Genomic DNA, 20,384 nt, shown 5'->3' with positions numbered 1-20,384 from the left:
CCCCTCCGCCTCATTCCGGTCCTGGGAACGATAGGTGCGCCCCTCGCGTCGAAGGGTCAACCATGCCATTAAGACTTGATTAACATAACAATTTTACGAAATTTTTAGATTTTGGACGGTGCGCCTAGCCGCCCAGCAGGCCGCTGGCCTTGACGCCGTCGAAGACGAATTGCACCGCCAGCGCCGCCAGGAGAATGCCGACCACGCGCGACACCACGGCGAGCCCGGTAACCCCAAGCACGCGCTGGATGGGGATGGCGACCAGCAGGGTCAGCCAGGCAAGGAAGAGAATCACGACGACGGCAACCAGCACTGCCCAGAATTCGAGATTGGTACTGGCGCCGGTGGTGAGCAGGATCACCGCGCTGATGGCGCCGGGACCGGCCAGCAGCGGCATGGCCAGCGGGAAGACGGCAATATCCTCGCGTTGCCGGGCTTCGACCTCTTCTTCATCGGTCGTGCCGGTGCCACCCGAATGGCGGGCAAAGACCATGTCGATGGCAATCAGGAAGAGCAGCAGCCCGCCCGCCGTGCGCAGCGCCGGAATGGTAATGCCGAAAATTTCGAGAATAGCGCTGCCCAGAACTCCGAACAGCAACAGGATCACCCCGGCAATAACAACGCCGCGGGTGGCGAAGGCAAAGCGCTGCTTAGCCGTATTGTGCTTGGTGAGCGCGGCGAAAATGAACGCGATATCGGCCACGCCCACAGTAGCAAACAGGGTCGCGAAGGCGACGAAGAATGTCGTGGTGGGCATTGGCTGAAAGGTCCCCGGCTTTTGGCCACCAGCATTAGCGGCTTAAACGGGCGGGGGCCAGTCCTGCGCGATCACCAAGCCTCGTTCAACACCATTTCGACCAGGCGATCCAGCGTCTGGAACGGGCAATTGGCCGCCATGGCGACGACGGCGATGCCGCGGGCGGGGCAACGCACGGCCTTGGCGACAGCGCCGGTCCATTCGCCGCCATGAATGAGCAGGCGCTGGGTGTGATGGGTCCGCAGGCCCAGACCCCAGCCATAGGGCGCAGTCATGCCATTGGCGAGTTGCCCTGGAGCCTCGACAATGCCGGCAATGCCCAGCGCGTCCTGGTTCTGCTGACGCAGCCACAGGGCAAAGGCGCGGCTGGTTGTCCAGAGCCCGCCATCGCCCTGCGTCAGAGGCAGGCACGGCCCCATATGAGCGACCTGCGGATAGGCTGGGATATCCCGCACAAAAGCCATGCCCGCAATGCCCAGCGGCGCAAGCAGGCGGGCATTGACGAAGGCGGCGAATGGCTCGCCGGCAATGCGCTCCACGAGCCGGGCGAGCAGAATATAGCCCAGATTTGAATAGGCATAGCTGGTGCCGGGTGGCGTTACCAAACGCGGCAGGGCAGCCAGCGCCGTGGAAACAAAATCCTCGGTCCAATCGCCTGACGCCTGCGCTTCCAACGCACCGGCGGCAGGCAGGCCGGCAAGGTGATGGGCAAGGTGACGCGGCGTAATATCTGCGGCCCAAGGCGGCAGATCGCTCAAATGGCGCGTCACCGGCTGATCCGGATCAAGCCGCCCGTCGCGGACGAGGATTGCGGCCGCTGCCCCGGTGAGTTGCTTGGCAAGGCTGGCACCATAGAAGCGGTCGGACGCCACGACCGCCCGGCCATCCGGCCAAGTGCCGGTGACAAAATCCTCGATAATGCCGGACGCGGTGCAGCGCGCCACAGTGACCGGATTGCCCGCGGCAAAGCCCGCAAGATCAACGAGCGATGCCAGCGGACGCATTCAACCACCTCTGCGACTTGTTTGGCTAAGCGACCTTGTCGAGCAGATCAGGCGACAGATGCGCGCGGGCGTCCAGGACTTCCATGCCGACAATGCGCCCATCGGCGTCATAGTCCAGCACAATGCCTTCCGAGACCTCTTCGCTTTCCTCGATGGGTTCGGGCGAAAAGCGGATATAGGCGGCGTTGGCTTCGCGGTCATAGGTGACGGTCGGCTTCATTTGGGCCTCGCGCGGCGATCAAGGAACGCCGAAAGTATACGGATTTCTGCCGAAGTTTCCACAAGAGCCACGCGGAGGTAACGGCCGCCGCGCTCAGGAATGGCGCGGAAGCGGCGAATGACGTCGGGATTGCCTGGGTCGGCCTCCTGCCAATGGGGCTCGAAAACCGTCAGCTCCACCCAGACCGGATCGAGCTGCCGCTCCGCCACGGCGTCCAGCGCGTGTTGAGTGAATAGCATTGGCTTGGCCATCTCTTACCTCCAAGAATTAGGCCAATCCTTAGTTCGGCAATGGTTGAGCTGAAAAACTACCGCCGCTTCTCGATCGCATCCCAGATCATCACCGCAATATCTGGCCCGCCGAAGCGTTTGATTTCGCGGATGCCGGTGGGGGAGGTGACGTTGATTTCGGTGAGGTAGTCGCCGATGACGTCGATGCCGACGAAAATCATGCCGCGCTCTTTCAGCGCCGGGGCGATGGTGGCGCAGATTTCGCGTTCGCGCTCGGTCAGCTCGGACAGTTCGGGGCGGCCGCCGACATGCATATTGCTGCGCGCTTCGCCATCGGCGGGGATGCGGTTGAGGCCGGCCACCGGCTCGCCATCAATGATGATGATGCGTTTATCGCCCTTGCGCACGTCCGGCAGGTATTTCTGGATCATGAAGGGCTCGCGGTAATTGGCCTCGAACAGCTCCAACAAGCTCGCCAGATTATGGTCGCCCTCCTGGATGAAGAACACGCCCGCCCCGCCATTGCCGTAGAGCGGCTTGACGATGATATTGCCATGCTCCTTGCGGAACTCGTGGATTTGGGTGCGATCGCGCGTCACCAATGTCGGCGGCATCAGTTCGGGGAAGTCGGTGACGAGGATTTTTTCGGGCGCATTGCGCACGGCGGCCGGCGGATTGACCACCAGCGTCTTGGGGTGGATGCGCTCAAGCAAATGCGTGAGCGTGATATAGTTCATGTCAAAGGGCGGGTCCTGGCGCATCAGCACCACGTCCTGGGTGGACAGATCGATCCGGCTCGCTTCGCCCAGGGTGAAATGCTCGTCCTTGGGCTTGTCGATGACGGTGATCGGGGCGGCCAGCGCCGAGACCACATTGCCGCGCAGGGCCAGCGTGTCGGGCGTATAATGCAGCAAGTGATGTCCGCGTTCCTGGGCCTCCAGCATCAGGGCGAAGGTGGAATCGCCGCGTGGATTGATACTGGCGACATGGTCCATCTGGACGGCGACTTTGAGCGACATGGAAGGCCCTTTGCTTGGCAATGAGTGCAATGACATGGCGCGCGGCGCGGCCGGACGCAAGAGCTTTTGGCCCAGTGATTTTTCCCGAGTCGCCAGTGTCACAATGGCGGCGCATAGTGCATGCGCTGTTCATGCGCTGGAGGGCACCATGAAGATCGCAGCATTCAATGTGGAGAATCTGTTCGACCGGCCCCGGGCCTTTAATCTGGAAGACCAGGCCAAGGGTGCCGAGATCACCGATGCGGTGGCCGAGATCAATGTCCTGATCAACAAGGACGAGTATTCCGAAGCCGACAAGAAGCGGATGCTGGTGCTGATCAAGGAGCTCAAGCTCACTTCGCCCAATCCGCCTTTCGCCATCTTCCGCAAGATTCGCGGCAGCTTCTGGAAACAGCCCAAGACCGGGCCCATGGTGATATCAGCCAAGGGCCGCGCCGATTGGGTGGGCTGGGTGGAATTGCGCACCGAGCCCAACAATGCCGTGGCGGTGATGAATACCGGGCGGGTGATCAAGGAAGCCGGTGCCGATATCCTGGCAGTGATCGAGGCGGAAGATCGCGTTGCGCTGAAACAGTTTTCCGAACAGGTGCTGCTCAAGCTGGGCGGCGATCCCTATGACGAAATCATGCTGATCGATGGCAATGACGAGCGCGGGATCGACGTGGGCCTGATGGTCACCAATGGCTATTCGGTCGGCCTGATGCGCAGCCACATTGCCGATATGCGGGAAAATGGCGAGCGCATCTATTCGCGCGATTGCCCGGAATATCAGGTGATCACGCCGGGCGGGGAGACCATCTGGATCCTGCCCAATCACTTCAAATCCAAATTCGGCGGCAATGACGAAAATTCGATCGGCAAGCGCCGCGACCAGGCCAAGCGCACGGCCGAAATCTATGAGGGACTGCGTGCCGAGGGGCACGACGGAATCGTCATCCTGGGCGACCTCAACGACACGCCCGATTCCGAACCGCTACAGCGCCTCCTGGCAGAAACCGATCTGAGGGAAGTCACCGACCATCCCAATTTCTCGACCGGCGAGTTTGCCGGCAAGGGCACCTATGGGCTGGGCAATGACAGCAACAAGATCGACTATCTGCTGTTGTCGCCAAAGCTGTTTGACCGGGTGACCGCGGCGGGCATTTTCCGCAAGGGCGCCTGGCCGGGCTCCCGGCCCAAGCGCTGGGAAGTGTTTCCTGAGCTGGACAAGGAAATCCACGCCGCCAGCGATCACCATCTGATCTGGGTGGAGATTTCCGACCAGGTCTAACCACCAAAGGCGTTGCGGATGTGCAGCGGCCAGCGGCGGGGTGTGAGAAAGATCACGTCGAAACGCAGTGGCGTTGCCGCCAGCGCGGGGTGGCGGGATAGCCAATATTCGGCTGCCCGCACGATACGCTGCTGGTTGATCGCTTCGAGCGTCTCAGCCTGGCTCGCGGCATCGCGGCGCGCCTTGACCTCGACAAAGACCGTCACGCCGAAGCGCTCGGCGATGAGGTCGATTTCCCCGACCGGGGTTTTGTAACGGGTCTCGACAATGCGGTAGAGTTTTAGCCGCAGGAACCAGGCGGCCAGCGCCTCGCCGCGATGGCCGCCCAATTGGGCTGATACGCGCGCCTTACTTTTCGGCTTTGAGGGCGAGGGCGGCATCGTAGACTTCCTTGCGCTTTAGCCCATATTTTTTGGTCACTTCATCGACTGCCGCGCGCAAGGGCTGCTTGGCCATTTCGGCAGACAGGTCGGCCTGCCAATCGGCGGCATCCGGCGTGCTGGCTTCGGCAGCGCCGGCAACGACGATGACGGCTTCGCCCTTGGTTTCGCTATCGGCGAATTCGGCGGCCAGAGCCGGCAGGGTGCCGCGATGGACGCGCTCGAAGCGCTTGGTCAGCTCCAGCGCCACGGCGGTCTGCCGCTCGCCAAGGATTTCGGCCATGGCAGCCAGCGTGTCATCGAGCCGGCGGGGACTTTCGTAAAACACCAAAGTTTCACGTGAATCCTTGAGCGCGGTAATGGCATTGGCCCGCGCGCCGGCCTTGTTGGGCAAAAAGCCGTGAAAGGCAAAGGCGTCGGTGGGCAGACCCGCCACGACCAGCGCCGAGAGCAGGGCCGAAGCACCGGGAATGGGGAAGACCGGCAGATTGGCTTCGGCCAAAGCGCGGATCAGCGGAAAGCCCGGATCGGACAGCAGCGGCGTGCCGGCATCGGAAATCAGCGCAATGGCCTGGCCGGCAGCGACGCGGGCGACAATGTCGTCGGCCTTGGCGCGCTCATTGTGCTCGTGCAGCGCCACCCGGCGCCCCTTGATGCCATAGTGATCGAGCAGGCGCGCGGACATGCGCGTATCCTCGCACAGCACGACAGAGGCGGCAGCGAGGGTTTCGAGCGCCCTTATGGTGATATCGCGCAAATTGCCGATCGGCGTCGCCACGACATAAAGGCCGGGGGCGAGGGGCGGGGCGGCAAAGGCGGTGCCGGCGATGAAATAGCCGGAGGTGGGTTCGGTCATGGCTCTGCTTGTCGCACGTCATTGACGCCGAGTTAACGATATCGGCTCAAGATGTTAACCGATTGCTATCAATTCGAGGGCAGGGGATGGGCAATATCGGACCATCCGCAGGGCGAATCCGGTTGGCGCTGCTCCTGGCGGCGGCACTCGCCCTGTCCTCCTGCACCCCCGGCCAATACCAGATCGGCTCGCGCACCTTCAGCTTTCCCTTTGGCGATTCGAGCCCGCAACAACAGGCGCAGCCCATCCCCATGCAACAGGGGGGCATGATGCCCATGCCGGTCGCGGCGGGGCCCTCGGAGAGTTTTGGGCGGGGGCCGGTCAAAGTGGCCTTGCTGCTGCCGCTGAGCGGGGATCCCGGCACGGCTTCGGTAGGCATGGCGCTGGCCAATGCCAGTAAGCTTGCCATCGGCTTCATCGAGGCCAATCCCAATATTGCCGAGAATATCACCATCACGCTGCGCGATACGGGCACCAGCATCGAGGGCGCGACCAGCGCGGCGAGTGCTGCCGTGTCGGATGGGGCCAAGCTGATCCTGGGGCCATTGCGGGCCGATCAGGTGACGGCGGCGGGCGCGGTGGCGCGCTCGGCCGGACTGCCGCTGATCGGATTTTCCAACAATCCCAATGCCGCCGCCCCCGGGGTATACCTCTTGAGCGTCTTGCCCGATGCCGAGATGAAGCGGTCGCTGGCCTATGTGCGGACGCAAGGCAAACGCGGCATTGCCGGGATTTTTCCCAATAGCGAGTTTGGCCAGGCGCAACAGGCGGCGTTCCGGCAGCAGGCGGCGGTGGCGGGCTATCAGCCGCAGGCGGTTTATGGCTTCACCAGTGCCGGGGAAATCCCGCAAATCATCGGCCAGGCGCTGCCACTGATCCAGAGCGGGGTGATCGATACGCTCTTTTTGCCTGATCGGGCCAGCGCGCCGGGTTTTGCCGCGGCCTTGCAGCAAGCGGGCGTGGCGCCCGGCCGGGTGCTCCTCGTGGGCTCGGCCGATTGGCAGGGGGACATGGCGATCTTGCAATCGGCGTCGTTGAGCGGCGCGGTTTTCCCCAGTGTCGACGATGGCGGGCTCAATGCGATCCGCGGCGAGTATCAGGCCCGCTTCGGCACCCAGCCGCATCCGCTCTCGACCATCGCCTATACGGCCACGATCCTGGCCAATGTGAATACACTCTCCATGGCCAACCCGCCCTATAACCAGACGCTGCTGATCTCGGCCACCGGCTTTAACGGGCGCGATGGCGTGTTCCGGTTTTTAGGCAATGGGCGCAGCGAATATGGGCTGGTGGTCAAGAAGATCGCGACGGGGGGGGCGGTGATGGTGGACGGGGTGAAGCTTTAGCCCGCTCCTGAGCCATCTCAGCGCCGAAGTTGAACGCCGCATCGTTCAAGACCTGGCGGGCATGCCCGTCATTCATGCGCTCCGCGCGCTGGTGGAGCCAGGTAACCGCCAGCCGAACACCGTCTCTTTTCCCACGAAGATATTCGTCCATCCTGGTCATTCTCAGTCCCCCAAACGACCTGTCTTCGATTTAGGCCGCCAGATCCGCCACCACCGCATCGAGCACCGGCCAGCCACGGTCCGTCACGCGGATATTGCCATTGGGCAATGTCTCGACAAAACCATAGCCCTTGAGGTCATCGATCTGGCGCTGGTTGATCTTGCGGCCGGAAATGGCGGTGAAGCGGGAGGGGGAAATGCCCTCTTTGAGCCGCAGGCCCATGACGAGGAATTCGTCGCCCTGTTCTTCCCAGGTCAGCACGTCATCCACGACCATGCCGTGGCCATGGGCATTGACCTTTTTCTGCCAGTCGAAGGGCATTTTCTCGGCGGCGGTGGCGTGGCGCTGGTTGTTGATCATCAGCCGGCCATGGGCGCCCGGACCGATGCCGGCATATTCGCCATAGCGCCAATAAAGCATGTTGTGCCGGCTTTCCTGGCCGGGGCGGGCGTGGTTGGAAATCTCATAGGCGGGCAAGCCCGCCGCCGCGGTCAATTCCTGGGTCAGCTCATAGAAATCGGCCGAGAGGTCCTCGTCGGGCATGGCCAGTTTTCCGGCCTGGTGCAGATCGAAATAGCGCGTGCCCTGCTCGATGGTGAGCTGGTAGAGGCTGATATGGCCGCGCGCCATCCACAGCGCTTCCTTGAGCTCGTCTTCCCAATCGTCCAGCGTCTGGTGGGGACGGGCATAGATCAGGTCAAAACTGGAGCGCTCGAACACCGATTGGGCGATACGCACGGCGGCCACGGCCTCTTCGACCGTGTGCCGGCGGCCCAGTTCGGCCAGCGGCTTTTCGCGCAGCGATTGCACGCCCAGCGAGACGCGGTTGACGCCGGCGGTGCGGAATCCCTTGAAGCGGTCGACTTCGACGCTGGTGGGATTGGCCTCGAGCGTAATCTCGGCATTGCGCTCGATGGTCCAGTGTTTGGCAATGGCGTCGATGATCTTGCCGGTGGCCCAGGGGCTCATCAGGGAGGGCGTGCCGCCCCCGAAAAACACCGATTGCACGACCCGGCCCGGCGTCAGCTGCGCGGCATGGGCGATCTCTCGCTCATAGGCAGCGACATAACCCTCCTCATCGAAGGGGCCGCGATGGACATGACTGTTGAAGTCGCAATAGGGGCATTTGGACGCGCAGAACGGCCAATGCACATAAACGCCGAACAGGTCATTGCTGGCTGGCTGAGACATTACCGGCTCCCCAAAACGGCTGCCACGATGTGGTCAGTCCCGGGCAATCTGGTCCTCGACGAACTTGGAAAAGGCGCGGGCGCGATGGCTGAGGCCATTCTGGCCCGGCGTCCAGCTATGCTTTGCCGTGCTGGCCATCTGACCAAAGGTGATGTCGTGGCCCGCGGGCATGAAAACCGGATCGAAGCCGTGGCCCATCTCGCCGCGCGGTGGCCAGACAATGGTGCCATCGACGCGGCCCTCGAACAGGGCGTCGCGGCCGTCGGGATGGGCCAGGCACAGCGTTGCCATGAAATGGGCCTGGCGCTGGCTGGGTGAGGTGGCATTGGCGGCCTGCAGCGCATCCTCGACGCGCTTCATGCCATGGCCGAAATCCTTGTTGGGGCCGGCCCAATTGGCGGTATAGACACCGGGATCGCCGCCCAGCGCATCGACGCACAGCCCCGAATCATCGGAGAGCGCCAGCATGCCCGACGCCTGGGCGGCGGCATGGGCCTTGATGCGGGCATTTTCGGCGAAGGTCGTGCCGGTCTCGTCCGGCTCGGGCAGGTCGAGCTCGGCCGCCGAGACGATTTCGAGGCCGAAGGGCTCGAACAATTCCTGGAATTCGACCAGCTTGCCCTTGTTGTGGGAGGCCAGCACGAGGCGGTCGCCGGCATGCAGGCGCGGGATGGCAGTCATCGGGTTGCTCCCTTGGCCTTGCCGCCCTTGCCGGCGGCGCGCGCCGACTGATCGAGGGCGCGGGTCACATCGTGCCAGAGCGCACAATTTTCGCCGGGCCTCGAGCGGATGGGCTCGACCGGGGGCGCCGGCTGATTGCGGGCGATCTTCTTGAGGATCCAGCCGATCATGGGGCAAAAGCCGCTTGTTGCAGCAGGGTCAGTTCGCCAATGCCCTGCTCAGCCAGGGCCATGAGCGCATTGAGCTCGTCGCGGCTGAAGGGAACCTGTTCGGCCGTACCCTGGATTTCGACGAACTTGCCCGAGCCGGTCATGACGAAATTGGCGTCGGTATGGGCCTCGACGTCTTCGAGATAGTCGAGATCGAGCACCGGGGTGCCGCGATAGATGCCGCAGGACACTGCGGCAACCGAATCGCGCAGCGCCACGCCCTTGGTGAGCTTGCGCTCATCCATCCATTTGATGGCGTCGCTCAGCGCCACATAGGCGCCGGTGATCGAGGCGGTGCGGGTGCCGCCATCGGCTTCGAGCACGTCGCAGTCCACGGTGATCTGGTTTTCGCCCAGCAACTGCATGTCGACCACGGCGCGGAGCGAGCGGCCGATCAGGCGCTGGATTTCCTGGGTGCGGCCCGATTGCTTGCCGGCGGTGGCTTCGCGGCGGGTGCGGCTGCCGGTGGCACGGGGCAGCATGCCATATTCGGCGGTGACCCAGCCCTGGCCCTTGCCACGCAGCCAGCTGGGGATGCTGGTTTCGACTGAAGCCGTCACCAGCACCTTGGTATTGCCGAAGCTGACAAGGCACGAGCCTTCCGCCTTCTGGGCGACGCCGCGCTCGATTGTTACGGCGCGCATCTGGTTGGGCTCACGTCCGGAAGGCCGCATGGGCAAATCACCTGAAGACAAGTCAAAGAAAAGGGCTGTTAACCGCCTCTTAACCCTGATGAGCCCCGCTCACAAGCCGCACCGGCTTGGCGCGGGCCAGCAATACCCTTAAATGAGGGCAGAAGGTTAAAGCGGACGTTTTTATCTTTTTGTGATGACAAAGCCCCCGGAAGACTTCCTGAGCGTGCTCAACGCCCGCAGCCAGGACATCTTTAGAAAGATCGTCGAGCGCTATCTCGATACCGGCATGCCGGTGGGATCGCGAGATCTCTCGCGCATGCTGCAGGTGGGGCTGTCGCCCGCCTCGGTGCGTAACGTGATGGCTGATCTCGAAGATCTGGGATTGATCGCGGCGCCGCACACGTCGGCCGGACGGGCGCCGACCCAGGAAGGCCTGCGGTTTTTCGTCGATGCCATGCTCGAAGTGGGCGCGGTCGATGAACGCGAGCGCAGCCAGATCGCCAGCCACATCGAAGGCCGACAGGGGCAGGTGGAAGACCTTTTGACCGAAGCCAGCCAATTGCTAAGCGGCCTCAGCCAGGGCGCAGGCGTGGTGATCGCGGCAAAATCGGACATGGTGCTGCGCCATATCGAATTCGTGCGGCTCGACGCCACGCGCGCCATGGCCGTGATGGTGGGGCAGGACGGGCAGGTGGAAAACCGGATTCTCGACCTGCCGCCAGGCCTGGCCGCCAGCACGCTGACCCAGGCGAGCAATTACCTGGCCCACCATGTAGTGGGGCGGACCATTGCCGAGGCCCGCAAGATCCTGGCCGAACAACGCGCCGAGCAGCGGGCAGAACTCGATGAATTGACCCAAAAGCTGGTCGATGCTGGGATTGCGACGCTCAGCCAGGCCTCGGCCTCGAGCCAGCCGACGGTGATCGTGCGCGGCCGCGCCAATCTCATCAATGACGCCATGGCCTCGGACGACCTGGCGCGGATGCGGCAGCTCTTTGATGAGCTGGAAAGCAAGGATGGGCTGCTGGACCTCTTGGGCGATGCTGAAAAGGCGCAGGGCGTGCGCATCTTTATCGGCTCGGAGAATAAGCTGTTTTCGCTCTCGGGCTCGTCGGTGATCCTCTCCCCCTATAAGGACGCCAATGACAAGGTGGTGGGCGTGCTTGGGGTAATCGGGCCGACAAGGCTCAATTATGCCCGCATCGTGCCGGTGGTGGATTACACCGCCAATGTGATTTCGGCGATGATGGCGCGGAAACGGTAGAATTGCTGGGCCGCGCATAGTTTGCCTCCCTCGCCCCAGAGGGGAGGACCGGGGTGGGGGTCGTTGGAACAAGAAGCCGCATGCCCCCTCAATCCCTCCCCTCAGGGGCGAGGGAGGGGCTGTCCCAAGATCCCGCCAAGTTTTCCAAGGGTTGAAAAACTGCCCTGTTTGGCCGATATGGCTGGTTAAATCCCGATATCTCTGCGGAACCCAAATTCATGATGAGCGACGAAAACGCCGCCAATGGCGAAACGCCCGAAGTCGAAATCCCTGAAGTGACGCCGGAAGTCGATCCGGTCGAGGCACTGCGCGCGGAAAATGCCGAGCTCAAGGACCGGGTGCTGCGCACCATTGCGGAGATGGAAAACCTGCGCAAGCGCACCGAGCGCGACGTTGCCGATACCCGCTCCTATGCCATTGCCGGCTTTGCCCGCGACATGCTGGCAGCCACCGATGCGCTGAGCCGGGCCCTCTTGGTGCTGCCGGCCGAAGCACGCGAATCGGGCGATGCCACCACCAAGGGCCTGATCGAGGGGATCGAAATGGCGGAGCGCGAAATGCAGCGCCTGCTCGCCAAGCATGGCGTCAAGCCGATCGAGGCCGAAGGCCAGAAATTCGATCCGCACAAGCACCAGGCGATGTTCGAAGTGCCCGATCCGAGCCGGCCGGAAGGTACGGTCGTGCAGGTGGTGCAGGCCGGTTTCGCCATTGGCGACCGCGTGCTGCGCCCCGCCATGGTGGGCGTCGCCAAAGGCGGCCCCAGCCACGCCCCGGCGGACGAAACGGTCGACAAGAGCGTTTGACGGCGTGAAGCCGGCTGAGCAAGCTAGGGCGCCAGCAATGGCGCCCTTTTTGTTTTCCGGGGAGGAGGATGGCGTTGGCAGACGATCTGTATGATCGGCCCGAGCTTTATGATCTGGTGTCGCCTGCCGACCCGGAAATGGAGAACTTCTACGTGGAGGAGGCGGGCGGACCCGGCAGGCAGGTTCTGGAACTGGCCTGTGGCACCGGACGGCTAACCCTGCCGCTGGCGCGTTCGGGGGCCGATGTCACGGGCGGCGATCTGTCCCAGACCATGCTCGCGACAGCGCGGCAGCGGGCGAATGCAGAGGGATTGGCGCCCAGGCTGGCGCAGCTCGACATGCGCGATTTCGAGCTTGGGCGGCGCTTTGACACGATTGTCGTGGCGGCCAATTCGCTACTGCACCTCACCCAGACAGGGAATCACCTCGCGTTTCTTGCCGCTGCGGCACGGCATTTGCAGCCAGATGGTCGCCTCATCTTCGATATTTTTGTGCCCAGCGCCTGGATACTCAGCCGGCCTAGCGGGGAACGCCAGTTATTGGGATTGTTCGAGCATCCCGAATTGGGAGAGGTCCGTATCGAAGAAACCATCGCTTATGACCCGATCAGCCAGATCAGCCATATCGACTGGTATTGGTCGCGTCCGGCAGAGAGCGATTTCCGCCATACGAGACTGGAGATGCGGCAGATTTATCCGCAGGAGCTGGTGCTGTTACTTGAGCGCGGCGGTTTTGCGCTGGTCGAGCGGTTTGGTGGGTTTGATCGTCGTCCGCTCACGCCCACCAGCATGCGGCAAGTGGTGGTCTGCGCAGCAAAGTAGCAAAAAAACTCGATCTGCACCTCCCCCTCGACGGGGGAGGTTGGGAGGGGGTGCATGAGCCCGGATATCGGGGCTCTCGCCCCCTCCCTGACCCTCCCCGCAAAGGGGGAGGGTGACGACTGAGAGATCGAACTACCCCAAAATATCCTTGCTCATCACGCGTTCCACGCCGGCTTCCGCCATATCGTCCCACGCCCTGGCCAGGCTCCCAGCATTATCGATAGCGCGTGTCGCATCCTCGATGACGGTGACGTCATAGCCCGCCGCAGCGCCGTCGATGGCGGTCCAGCCGACGCAGAAGTCGGTGGCGAGGCCCACGACATAGAGCCGGTCCACGTCGCGCTCGTTGAGATAACCGGCCAGGCCCGTCAGCGTTTCGCGGTCAGCTTCCTGGAAACCGGAATAGGAATCGATGAGGCGATTATAGCCCTTGCGAATGATCAACTGGCCCTGGGGGATATCGAGATCGGCCGAGAGTTCGGCGCCATGGCTGGCCCAGACGCAATGGTCCGGCCAGAGAACCTGGCTGCCATAAGGCAGTTCGATGGTTTCGAAAGGCGCTTTGCCCTCATGCTGGCTGGCAAAGGAAATGTGGTCCGCGGGGTGCCAATCCTGGGTAAAGATCACATTGGTGAATTTCTTGGCCAGCGTATTGATCAGCGGCACGATGTCGTCGCCGCCGGCCACGGCCAGGCTCCCCCCGGGCAGGAAATCATATTGCATATCAACGACGACCAGCACGTCTTTGGTTGTGATGGCGATCGTCATGGCAGGCTCCTCGAAGTGAACTCCTGCCAGAGTGCCCGGCCCCGACAGAAGGGGCAAGAGGGTGTGGAAGCAGGCGATGAAGCGAACTGGCCGTCAACAATCGACCAAGCCGTTGCAAATCAGGGCTCTGCGCGCTTGAAGCCCATGAGCCACCCCCCTATATACGCCCAAGGCCCAGCAATGGGCACATTCCAGTTGCAAGGAACCCGGCTCGCATGGCCACGGGGCTGCTTCGCAAGGAGGGCTCCCCAATGGGTTTGCTGAAAGAGAGGCTAGAGTAATGGCTAAAGTTATCGGTATCGACCTGGGCACCACCAATAGCTGCGTCGCAGTGATGGATGGTTCGAACCCCAAGGTCATCGAAAACGCGGAAGGGGCGCGCACCACCCCCTCGATGGTCGCCTTTTCCAAGGATGGCGAACGTCTGATCGGCCAGCCGGCCAAGCGCCAGGCGGTCACCAATCCCGAAAATACCCTGTTTGCCGTCAAGCGCCTGATCGGGCGCCGGTTTGACGATGCTGTCGTGGCCAAGGACAAGAACCTGGTTCCGTTCAAAATCGTCAAGGCCGACAATGGCGATGCCTGGGTCGAAGCTTCGGGCGACAAATATTCGCCGAGCCAGATCTCGGCCATGGTCCTGCAGAAGATGAAGGAAACCGCCGAATCCTATCTCGGCGAGACCGTCACGCAGGCCGTCATCACCGTTCCGGCCTATTTCAACGACAGCCAGCGCCAGGCCACCAAGGATGCGGGCAAGATTGCCGGCCTTGAAGTGCTGCGCATCATCAACGAGCCCACCGCGGCCGCGCTCGCCTATGGCCTCGACAAAAAGGCCGCCGGCACGATCGCCGTCTATGACCTTGGCGGCGGCACGTTCGACGTGTCGGTGCTCGAAATCGGCGATGGCGTGTTCGAAGTGAAGTCGACCAATGGCGACACCTTCCTGGGCGGCGAAGACTTCGACATGCGTCTGGTCGATTACTTTGCCGACGAGTTCAAGAAAGAGCAGGGCATTGACCTGCGCAATGACAAGCTGGCTCTGCAGCGTCTCAAGGAAGCTGCCGAAAAGGCCAAGATCGAACTCTCCAGCTCGACCCAGACCGAAATCAACCTGCCCTTCATCACCGCCGACGCGTCTGGCCCCAAGCATCTGACGCTCAAGCTCAGCCGTTCCAAGTTCGAATCGCTGGTCGATGACCTGATCCAGAAGACCGTCGAGCCCTGCAAGCAGGCGCTCAAGGATGCCGGCCTCACCGCTGCCCAGATCGACGAAGTCGTGCTGGTCGGTGGCATGAGCCGCATGCCCAAGGTGCAGGAAGTGGTCAAGCAGCTCTTTGGTAAAGAGCCGCATAAGGGCGTGAACCCGGACGAAGTCGTGGCGCTGGGCGCGGCCATTCAGGCCGGCGTGCTGCAGGGCGACGTCAAGGACGTGCTGCTGCTCGACGTGACCCCGCTGAGCCTTGGCATCGAAACGCTGGGTGGCGTGTTCACCCGCCTGATCGATCGCAACACGACCATTCCGACCAAGAAGAGCCAGACCTTCTCGACCGCCGAGGACAGCCAGTCTGCCGTGACCATCCGCGTGTTCCAGGGTGAACGCGAAATGGCCGCCAACAACAAGCTGCTCGGCAATTTCGACCTGACCGGCATTCCGCCGGCACCGCGCGGCGTGCCGCAGATCGAAGTGACCTTCGATATCGATGCCAATGGCATTGTGCAGGTTTCGGCCAAGGACAAGGGCACCGGCAAGGAGCAGCAGATCCGCATCCAGGCCTCGGGTGGTCTGTCCGACGCCGATATCGAAAAGATGGTCAAGGAAGCCGAGCAGAATGCCGAAGCCGACAAGGCCAAGCGCGAGGCTGTGGAAGCCAAGAACCAGGGCGAGAGCCTGATCCACTCGACCGAAAAGTCGCTCAAGGAATATGGCGACAAGGTTACGGCCGAGGACAAGGCCGCCATCGAAACCGCGATTGCCGACCTCAAGGGCGTGATCGAGGGCGAGGATGGCGAGGCGATCAAGGAAAAGACCGCCGCTCTGGCCGAAGCCTCGATGAAGCTGGGCGAAGCCATGTACAAGGCCAGCCAGGCGGAAGCCGAAGCCAAGGCCAATGGCACCGCCGATGAGGACGAAGACGATGTCGTCGACGCCGACTTCGAAGAGGTCAAGGACGACGACGACAAGAAATCGGCTTAAGCCCGGTTTTGAATTTTTGCAGAAGGGGTCCGGCGCAAGCCGGGCCCTTTTTGTTTTGGGCTGGTGTTGCGCCGATGCCAGCCCGCCGTTTCACGTGAATCACCGCCGCAAAAACAGCACGATTGGGCCTAAATCCCGGCCGAATAGGGGGATCAAACAGAGGCTTGCCAAGAACGAGGTGGCCTCATGACCGATTCCAGCGCGAACCTTCCGGAGCCGGCAGCCAATATGGATACGATCGGACGCCTTGCCGAATTGATCGGCGGCGATCCGATGAGCCGGCTCGATACCGATATGAAGCATGTGCTCGACGCCCTGGCCGAACTGGGCGCGCGGCCACTGGAGCAATCGACGCCCAGCGCGGCGCGGCGCCAGCCCAAGGCCGCCGATGCCATTGCGGGCATCCTGGCGCTGCAGACCCGCGAACCTGCCGATGATGGCGTCACTGCCGAGAATATCGACATCGAAACCGGCGAGGACAGCGCATTGCCCGGCCGGCTTTACCGGCCGCTGGGCCTGCTCAGCCGGCTCAATCCGATGATCCTCTATTTCCACGGTGGCGGCTTTGTCACCGGCGATCTCGATAGCCATGACGCCTCGGCCCGGGCCCTGGCGCGGCGCACCGGCGCCATGGTGATCTCGGTAGCCTATAGGCTGGCGCCCGAGCACAAATTCCCGGCCGCCCATGAGGATGCCTGGGCGGCGTGGAAATGGCTGGTGGCCAAGGCGCGCGAGTTGGGCGGGGATCCTCGCCGGCTGGCGATTGCCGGCGAGGATGCAGGCGCCAATCTGGCAGCCAATGTGGCGCTGCGCGCGCGCAAGGAGCGCGTGACCCAGCCCGTGCATCAGGTGCTGATCCACCCCATTGCCGGCAGCGATCTCGCCACCGCGTCCTATGGCGCCACCTTGCGGGTCCGCCCGATCGGGCTGGCCGCCATGCGCTGGCGCTTCCGGCATCTGTTCGAAGATGCCGAGGCCATCACGGACAAGCGCATCGATCTTGTCGCGCGCGACGATTGGCGCGGCGTTGCTCCCGCCACCATCGTGCTGGCCGGCATCGATCCGCTGCGCTCGGAGGGCGAAGCGCTGGCCGAAGCGCTCGAGGCCGCCAATGTCCCGGTCAATTGCTGGGTCTATGACGGGGTGACGCAGGGCTTTTTCGGGCTGGGCGTGCTGGTCACCAAGGCGCTGTTCGCCCAGGGCGACGCCGCCGATGCGCTGAGCAAGGCCTTTATGTCCGACCGGCGCGGCTAATCCGCTTGCACCTTCGAATCAGCAATGTTGAACCCGGTGCCGTCGCTTGCTAAGAGCGGCGGCACAGGTTTTGCCCGTTATGCAACCCCCAGCCCCTTGCGGGGAGCGGGGTTGATTGCCATCTAGGGGCTTGACGTGGGGCTGGTTTGATCAGGGGCGTAAGCGCCCCCAAAATGCATTCGGAGTTGTTTCTTGGCCAAACGGGATTTCTACGAGGTGCTTGGCGTGGCCAAGGGCGCCGACGATGCAGCGCTGAAAAGCGCCTATCGCAAGCTCGCCATGCAGCACCACCCCGACCGCAATCCCGGCAATGCCGAGGCCGAGGCCAAGTTCAAGGAAATCAACGAAGCCTACGATACGCTCAAGGATGGCCAGAAGCGCGCCGCCTATGACCGGTTCGGCCATGCCGCCTTTGAAAATGGCGGCGGACGGGGCCCTGGCGGTTTCGGCAGCGACTTCAATTCCTCCATGTCCGATATCTTCGAGGACATTTTCGGCGACTTCATGGGTGGCGGCCGCCGTAGCGGGGGAGGTGGCGCGGCCAAGCTCCGCGGGGCCGACCTGCGCTATAATCTCGAAATCAGCCTCGAAGAGAGCTTTGCCGGCCGCACGGTCGAAATCGATGTGCCCACCCTGGTCGGCTGCACCACCTGCGATGGGTCGGGCGCCAAGCCGGGCACCGGCACCCATACCTGCCGGCAATGCAATGGCCATGGCAAGGTGCGCGCGGCCCAGGGCTTTTTCACCATCGAGCGGACCTGCCCGGTCTGCCAGGGGCGCGGCCAGATGATGGACCAGCCCTGCACCGATTGCGGTGGCCAGGGCCGGCGCCAGGAAAACCGCAAGCTCAGCGTCGATATTCCCAAGGGCATCGAAGACGGCACCCGCATTCGCCTCGCCAATGAGGGCGAAGCCGGCCTGCGCGGCGGCCCGCCCGGCGATCTCTACATCTTCATTTCGATCAAGCCGCATGAGCTGTTCCAGCGTGACGGCGCCGATCTTTATGCCCGCATTCCCATTGCCATGACCACGGCGGCCCTGGGCGGGGAATTCGAAGTGCCCACGCTCGACGCCACCCGCGCCAAGGTGAAGGTCGCCGCCGGCACCCAGCCGGGCCAGCGCGTGCGCCTCAAGGGCAAGGGCATGCCCGTGCTGCGCAGCAAGGATGTCGGCGATCTCTATGTGCAGCTCGATATCGAGACGCCCCAGGCCCTGAGCCGGCGGCAGCGCGAACTGCTCGAGGAATTTGCGCGGCTCGAGACGGAAGAAAACAGCCCGACCTCGGGTGGCTTCTTCGACAAACTCAAGAAGATGTTTGAGGCCTAAGCTTCCGTTTTACCCAAGGTGTCATTCCGGCCCCCGGGACGCTTCGCGCCCGAGGACAGGCTCCGGCCGGAATCCATACCGAATGCCATCCCGGCATCGTGGTTGGGGAGAGCTGTGTATTCGTCTCCCACAGTCGCTTTCCTCGGGCTTGACCCGAGGACCTTTCGTCGCTTGTGTCGGGCTGAGAATGGCCCTCGGGTCAAGCCCGAGGGAGGCGCGGTGGGTGAGGCGGGGCAGAGAAAGTGCTCGACCGCTCTAGCCCTCACTCCTGCACATAATTCGGGTCCATCCACATCACTTCCCAGATATGGCCATCGAGGTCGGCAAAGGCCTTCGAGACCATGAAGCCATAGTCGTCGCCGGGCCGCACTTCGCTACCGCCGGCGGCGATGGCCTTGTCGAAAAGTTCGGCAACCGCTTCCCGGCTGTCGCGGGAAATGGCGATCAGCACCTCGCTCACCACCTTGGCATCGGCGATCGCCTTGGGCGTGAATTGCCTGAATTTTTCATGCGTCAGCAGCATCGAGAAAATATTCTCGTCGATCACCATGGCCGCCGCGGTCTCGTCGGTGAACTGGGGATTGAAGGTAAAGCCAAGCTTGCCGAAAAAGGCCTTGGACGCCTCCAGATCGGCGACGGGCAGGTTGACGAAGATATTGGTGGCCATGATGCGATCTCCTCACGCTTTCACTAAAGCATTTGCTTAAGTTAAATCGAAGCGGGGCAACGCGTCAAGCCGGCTCTTGCCGAAGCGGGGAGGGCCGGGCAAAGTTCCTTTGTTCGAAGAGGATTTTCCCCACCCATGCCGACCGCTCTCACCCTTTCCGGCTCTATCCGCACGGGATCGTATAATCGCATGCTGCAGGCCCATGTCGGGCAGAAGCTGGAGGCAGCCGGCATTGCCGTCACCGCCCTCGACCTCGGCGATTTCGACATGCCCATCTTCAACGAGGACCTGGAGCCCGACAATGTGCCCGAGGCCGCCGTGCGGCTGGCCGAGCTCTGGCGCAGCCATGACATCGTCTTCATCGCCAGCCCCGAATATAATGGCGGGGTATCCCCGCTGATGGTCAACACCCTGGCCTGGGTCAGCCGCCAGCGGCCCAGCCCGTTCCGGCACGCAATCTTCGGCATTGGTGGGGTCAGCTCGGGCAAATACGGCACTATCTGGGCCCTCAGCCACTTGCGCGAATCGCTGACCAAGGTGGGCGCCCTGGTGGTGCCGACGCTCCTGGGCATCGGGCCGGCCAGCGAGGCGTTCGACGAGGCAGGGGCGCCGGTCGAGCCGGCAATCATCCGCAAGGTCGAACAGCTGATTGAAGAGCTGACGCATTTTTCGCGGGGGCGATAGGCATGCGGGCGCTTTATCTCACCCATCCGCAGGTTGCCATGGACCCCAATGTGCCGGTGCCACTCTGGGGATTGTCCGCCGAAGGGCGGCGGCGCGCCGAAGACTTTGCCGCCAGCAGCGCGGTGCCGCGGGGCGCGACGATTTTCTCGAGCAGCGAACGCAAGGCGGTGGAGCTGGCCGAGATCATCGCCGCGGTGGCGGGCGGCCCGATCGTCAGCGATCACATGATGGGCGAGAATGATCGTAGTGCCACGGGCTTCCTGCCGCCCGAACTTTTCGAGGCCACGGCCGACCGGTTCTTTGCCGAACCGGAAACCAGCGTCGACGGCTGGGAGCGGGCGGTGGATGCGCAGGCGCGCATTGTGGACGCAGTGCGTGTGGCGCTGGCAGGGGTATCGCAGGATGCGATTGTCATCTTTTGCGGCCATGGCGCGGTGGGTTCGCTGCTCAAATGCCATGTCGGGGGGCGGTCCATAGACCGGGCGGAAGACCAAGGCCGGACGGGTGGAACCGGGGGCGGCAATGGCTTTGTGTTCGACTTTGCCCGCCGGCAATTGCACAGCGAATGGACCCGGATCGAGGATATCGCGGCGGACTGGCACCGGGGCTGAGGCTTGCGGCGCAGCCCTTTTTGCTTTAACGCGG

At 63.0% G+C, this 20,384-nt stretch carries 23 protein-coding genes; 10 read left to right on the top strand and 13 right to left on the bottom strand.

All coding sequences use genetic code 11. The annotated features are described in order from the left end of the window. Nucleotides 1-124 precede the first annotated feature (124 nt). The 5 genes from QQL79_RS21160 to gshB form a co-directional block, all read right to left on the bottom strand. Nucleotides 125-757 carry a MarC family protein gene (locus tag QQL79_RS21160; protein WP_284394129.1) on the bottom strand — a complete coding sequence of 211 codons (633 nt, stop codon included), beginning with the start codon at nucleotides 755-757 and terminating at the stop codon, nucleotides 125-127. A gap of 71 nt (nucleotides 758-828) precedes the next feature. Further along, nucleotides 829-1,761 (bottom strand): serine hydrolase domain-containing protein, encoded by a 933-nt coding sequence (locus QQL79_RS21155; protein WP_284394128.1) that lies wholly within the window; start codon nucleotides 1,759-1,761, stop codon nucleotides 829-831. Nucleotides 1,762-1,786: 25 nt separating this feature from the next. Further along, the gene (locus QQL79_RS21150) at nucleotides 1,787-1,981 is read right to left on the bottom strand and encodes a DUF2283 domain-containing protein (protein ID WP_284394127.1); all 195 of its coding nucleotides are present in this window, start codon (nucleotides 1,979-1,981) and stop codon (nucleotides 1,787-1,789) included. Then, entirely contained in the window at nucleotides 1,978-2,232 is a 255-nt protein-coding gene (locus tag QQL79_RS21145; protein WP_284394126.1) for a DUF4258 domain-containing protein, read from the bottom strand. The genes QQL79_RS21150 and QQL79_RS21145 overlap by 4 nt, the downstream gene beginning before the upstream one ends. A 56-nt stretch (nucleotides 2,233-2,288) precedes the next feature. Continuing rightward, entirely contained in the window at nucleotides 2,289-3,230 is a 942-nt protein-coding gene (gshB, locus tag QQL79_RS21140; protein ID WP_284394125.1) for a glutathione synthase, read from the bottom strand. Between the two features lie 148 nt (nucleotides 3,231-3,378). Here gshB and QQL79_RS21135 point away from each other — a divergent pair, with 148 nt between their 5' ends. Next, nucleotides 3,379-4,500, top strand: a complete 1,122-nt coding sequence (locus tag QQL79_RS21135) for an endonuclease/exonuclease/phosphatase family protein (RefSeq protein ID WP_284394124.1) — start codon at nucleotides 3,379-3,381, stop codon at nucleotides 4,498-4,500. Here the strand turns inward: QQL79_RS21135 and QQL79_RS21130 are convergent. Together QQL79_RS21130 and rsmI are read right to left on the bottom strand one after the other, a co-directional pair. Next, nucleotides 4,497-4,880, bottom strand: a complete 384-nt coding sequence (locus QQL79_RS21130; protein WP_284394123.1) for a YraN family protein — start codon at nucleotides 4,878-4,880, stop codon at nucleotides 4,497-4,499. The two genes, QQL79_RS21135 and QQL79_RS21130, sit on opposite strands and share 4 nt — an antisense overlap. Next, complete coding sequence (rsmI, locus tag QQL79_RS21125; RefSeq protein WP_284394122.1) at nucleotides 4,849-5,736, bottom strand: 16S rRNA (cytidine(1402)-2'-O)-methyltransferase; 888 nt, start codon at nucleotides 5,734-5,736, stop codon at nucleotides 4,849-4,851. Before rsmI ends, QQL79_RS21130 begins: the two co-directional genes overlap by 32 nt. A 122-nt stretch (nucleotides 5,737-5,858) precedes the next feature. Here rsmI and QQL79_RS21120 point away from each other — a divergent pair, with 122 nt between their 5' ends. Next, the gene (locus QQL79_RS21120; RefSeq protein ID WP_284394121.1) at nucleotides 5,859-7,082 is read left to right on the top strand and encodes a penicillin-binding protein activator; all 1,224 of its coding nucleotides are present in this window, start codon (nucleotides 5,859-5,861) and stop codon (nucleotides 7,080-7,082) included. Between the two features lie 190 nt (nucleotides 7,083-7,272). Here the strand turns inward: QQL79_RS21120 and hemW are convergent, their stop codons facing one another. Genes hemW through rph form a run of 4 tightly spaced genes read right to left on the bottom strand, consistent with a single transcriptional unit; the run spans nucleotide 7,273 to nucleotide 9,997 of the window. After that, nucleotides 7,273-8,433 carry a radical SAM family heme chaperone HemW gene (gene hemW / locus QQL79_RS21115; RefSeq protein ID WP_284394120.1) on the bottom strand — a complete coding sequence of 387 codons (1,161 nt, stop codon included), beginning with the start codon at nucleotides 8,431-8,433 and terminating at the stop codon, nucleotides 7,273-7,275. Nucleotides 8,434-8,466: 33 nt separating this feature from the next. Further along, nucleotides 8,467-9,114 carry an RdgB/HAM1 family non-canonical purine NTP pyrophosphatase gene (rdgB, locus tag QQL79_RS21110; protein ID WP_284394119.1) on the bottom strand — a complete coding sequence of 216 codons (648 nt, stop codon included), beginning with the start codon at nucleotides 9,112-9,114 and terminating at the stop codon, nucleotides 8,467-8,469. Beyond that, nucleotides 9,111-9,284: a hypothetical protein gene (locus QQL79_RS21105; RefSeq protein WP_284394118.1), complete on the bottom strand. Its 174-nt coding sequence runs from the start codon at nucleotides 9,282-9,284 to the stop codon at nucleotides 9,111-9,113. Before QQL79_RS21105 ends, rdgB begins: the two co-directional genes overlap by 4 nt. Beyond that, complete coding sequence (gene rph, locus QQL79_RS21100) at nucleotides 9,281-9,997, bottom strand: ribonuclease PH (protein ID WP_284394117.1); 717 nt, start codon at nucleotides 9,995-9,997, stop codon at nucleotides 9,281-9,283. Before rph ends, QQL79_RS21105 begins: the two co-directional genes overlap by 4 nt. Nucleotides 9,998-10,151: 154 nt before the next feature. On the opposite strand from rph, the gene hrcA reads away from it, so the two are divergent. From hrcA to QQL79_RS21085, 3 genes are all read left to right on the top strand, one after another. Next, a complete protein-coding gene (gene hrcA / locus QQL79_RS21095; RefSeq protein ID WP_284394116.1) occupies nucleotides 10,152-11,222 on the top strand; it encodes a heat-inducible transcriptional repressor HrcA in 1,071 nt (356 codons plus the stop codon). 221 nt (nucleotides 11,223-11,443) lie between these two features. After that, nucleotides 11,444-12,025, top strand: a complete 582-nt coding sequence (grpE, locus tag QQL79_RS21090; RefSeq protein ID WP_284394503.1) for a nucleotide exchange factor GrpE — start codon at nucleotides 11,444-11,446, stop codon at nucleotides 12,023-12,025. Nucleotides 12,026-12,099: 74 nt separating this feature from the next. Then, on the top strand, nucleotides 12,100-12,846 hold the full coding sequence (locus QQL79_RS21085) for a class I SAM-dependent methyltransferase (RefSeq protein ID WP_284394115.1): 747 nt from the start codon (nucleotides 12,100-12,102) through the stop codon (nucleotides 12,844-12,846). A 132-nt stretch (nucleotides 12,847-12,978) separates the two neighbouring features. Here the strand turns inward: QQL79_RS21085 and pncA are convergent, their stop codons facing one another. Then, a complete protein-coding gene (gene pncA / locus QQL79_RS21080) occupies nucleotides 12,979-13,614 on the bottom strand; it encodes a bifunctional nicotinamidase/pyrazinamidase (protein ID WP_284394114.1) in 636 nt (211 codons plus the stop codon). Between the two features lie 280 nt (nucleotides 13,615-13,894). Here pncA and dnaK point away from each other — a divergent pair, with 280 nt between their 5' ends. From dnaK to dnaJ, 3 genes are all read left to right on the top strand, one after another. Beyond that, on the top strand, nucleotides 13,895-15,808 hold the full coding sequence (gene dnaK / locus QQL79_RS21075) for a molecular chaperone DnaK (protein ID WP_284394113.1): 1,914 nt from the start codon (nucleotides 13,895-13,897) through the stop codon (nucleotides 15,806-15,808). Between the two features lie 186 nt (nucleotides 15,809-15,994). After that, nucleotides 15,995-17,062, top strand: coding sequence for an alpha/beta hydrolase (locus tag QQL79_RS21070; RefSeq protein WP_284394112.1), 1,068 nt, complete (start codon nucleotides 15,995-15,997; stop codon nucleotides 17,060-17,062). 192 nt (nucleotides 17,063-17,254) lie between these two features. Next, complete coding sequence (gene dnaJ / locus QQL79_RS21065) at nucleotides 17,255-18,388, top strand: molecular chaperone DnaJ (protein WP_284394111.1); 1,134 nt, start codon at nucleotides 17,255-17,257, stop codon at nucleotides 18,386-18,388. Nucleotides 18,389-18,650: 262 nt separating this feature from the next. On the opposite strand, the gene QQL79_RS21060 is transcribed toward dnaJ, so the two are convergent. After that, nucleotides 18,651-19,055 carry a VOC family protein gene (locus tag QQL79_RS21060; protein ID WP_284394110.1) on the bottom strand — a complete coding sequence of 135 codons (405 nt, stop codon included), beginning with the start codon at nucleotides 19,053-19,055 and terminating at the stop codon, nucleotides 18,651-18,653. Between the two features lie 135 nt (nucleotides 19,056-19,190). On the opposite strand from QQL79_RS21060, the gene QQL79_RS21055 reads away from it, so the two are divergent. Together QQL79_RS21055 and QQL79_RS21050 are read left to right on the top strand one after the other, a co-directional pair. Further along, nucleotides 19,191-19,739: an NADPH-dependent FMN reductase gene (locus QQL79_RS21055; RefSeq protein WP_284394109.1), complete on the top strand. Its 549-nt coding sequence runs from the start codon at nucleotides 19,191-19,193 to the stop codon at nucleotides 19,737-19,739. Between the two features lie 2 nt (nucleotides 19,740-19,741). Next, nucleotides 19,742-20,350 carry a histidine phosphatase family protein gene (locus QQL79_RS21050; protein WP_284394108.1) on the top strand — a complete coding sequence of 203 codons (609 nt, stop codon included), beginning with the start codon at nucleotides 19,742-19,744 and terminating at the stop codon, nucleotides 20,348-20,350. The last annotated feature ends 34 nt before the right edge of the window (nucleotides 20,351-20,384 follow it).

This window comes from Devosia yakushimensis (assembly GCF_030159855.1).
Taxonomy (GTDB): domain Bacteria; phylum Pseudomonadota; class Alphaproteobacteria; order Rhizobiales; family Devosiaceae; genus Devosia; species Devosia yakushimensis.
Note: the sequence above shows the minus strand (reverse complement) of the source record. Positions and strands in the feature narration are given on the sequence as shown.

What these genes read in the sequence shown, in the direction of transcription:
- QQL79_RS21105 (WP_284394118.1), bottom strand. Translation starts at nt 9,284, where the DNA reads ATGATCGGCTGGATCCTCAAGAAGATCGCCCGCAATCAGCCGGCGCCC.
- gshB (WP_284394125.1), bottom strand. Translation starts at nt 3,230, where the DNA reads ATGTCGCTCAAAGTCGCCGTCCAGATGGACCATGTCGCCAGTATCAAT.
- grpE (WP_284394503.1), top strand. Translation starts at nt 11,444, where the DNA reads ATGAGCGACGAAAACGCCGCCAATGGCGAAACGCCCGAAGTCGAAATC.
- QQL79_RS21130 (WP_284394123.1), bottom strand. Translation starts at nt 4,880, where the DNA reads ATGCCGCCCTCGCCCTCAAAGCCGAAAAGTAAGGCGCGCGTATCAGCC.
- dnaK (WP_284394113.1), top strand. Translation starts at nt 13,895, where the DNA reads ATGGCTAAAGTTATCGGTATCGACCTGGGCACCACCAATAGCTGCGTC.
- rsmI (WP_284394122.1), bottom strand. Translation starts at nt 5,736, where the DNA reads ATGACCGAACCCACCTCCGGCTATTTCATCGCCGGCACCGCCTTTGCC.
- QQL79_RS21145 (WP_284394126.1), bottom strand. Translation starts at nt 2,232, where the DNA reads ATGGCCAAGCCAATGCTATTCACTCAACACGCGCTGGACGCCGTGGCG.
- QQL79_RS21060 (WP_284394110.1), bottom strand. Translation starts at nt 19,055, where the DNA reads ATGGCCACCAATATCTTCGTCAACCTGCCCGTCGCCGATCTGGAGGCG.
- QQL79_RS21055 (WP_284394109.1), top strand. Translation starts at nt 19,191, where the DNA reads ATGCCGACCGCTCTCACCCTTTCCGGCTCTATCCGCACGGGATCGTAT.
- QQL79_RS21150 (WP_284394127.1), bottom strand. Translation starts at nt 1,981, where the DNA reads ATGAAGCCGACCGTCACCTATGACCGCGAAGCCAACGCCGCCTATATC.
- QQL79_RS21155 (WP_284394128.1), bottom strand. Translation starts at nt 1,761, where the DNA reads ATGCGTCCGCTGGCATCGCTCGTTGATCTTGCGGGCTTTGCCGCGGGC.
- QQL79_RS21050 (WP_284394108.1), top strand. Translation starts at nt 19,742, where the DNA reads ATGCGGGCGCTTTATCTCACCCATCCGCAGGTTGCCATGGACCCCAAT.
- pncA (WP_284394114.1), bottom strand. Translation starts at nt 13,614, where the DNA reads ATGACGATCGCCATCACAACCAAAGACGTGCTGGTCGTCGTTGATATG.
- hemW (WP_284394120.1), bottom strand. Translation starts at nt 8,433, where the DNA reads ATGTCTCAGCCAGCCAGCAATGACCTGTTCGGCGTTTATGTGCATTGG.
- QQL79_RS21135 (WP_284394124.1), top strand. Translation starts at nt 3,379, where the DNA reads ATGAAGATCGCAGCATTCAATGTGGAGAATCTGTTCGACCGGCCCCGG.
- rph (WP_284394117.1), bottom strand. Translation starts at nt 9,997, where the DNA reads ATGCGGCCTTCCGGACGTGAGCCCAACCAGATGCGCGCCGTAACAATC.
- QQL79_RS21070 (WP_284394112.1), top strand. Translation starts at nt 15,995, where the DNA reads ATGACCGATTCCAGCGCGAACCTTCCGGAGCCGGCAGCCAATATGGAT.
- rdgB (WP_284394119.1), bottom strand. Translation starts at nt 9,114, where the DNA reads ATGACTGCCATCCCGCGCCTGCATGCCGGCGACCGCCTCGTGCTGGCC.
- hrcA (WP_284394116.1), top strand. Translation starts at nt 10,152, where the DNA reads ATGACAAAGCCCCCGGAAGACTTCCTGAGCGTGCTCAACGCCCGCAGC.
- QQL79_RS21160 (WP_284394129.1), bottom strand. Translation starts at nt 757, where the DNA reads ATGCCCACCACGACATTCTTCGTCGCCTTCGCGACCCTGTTTGCTACT.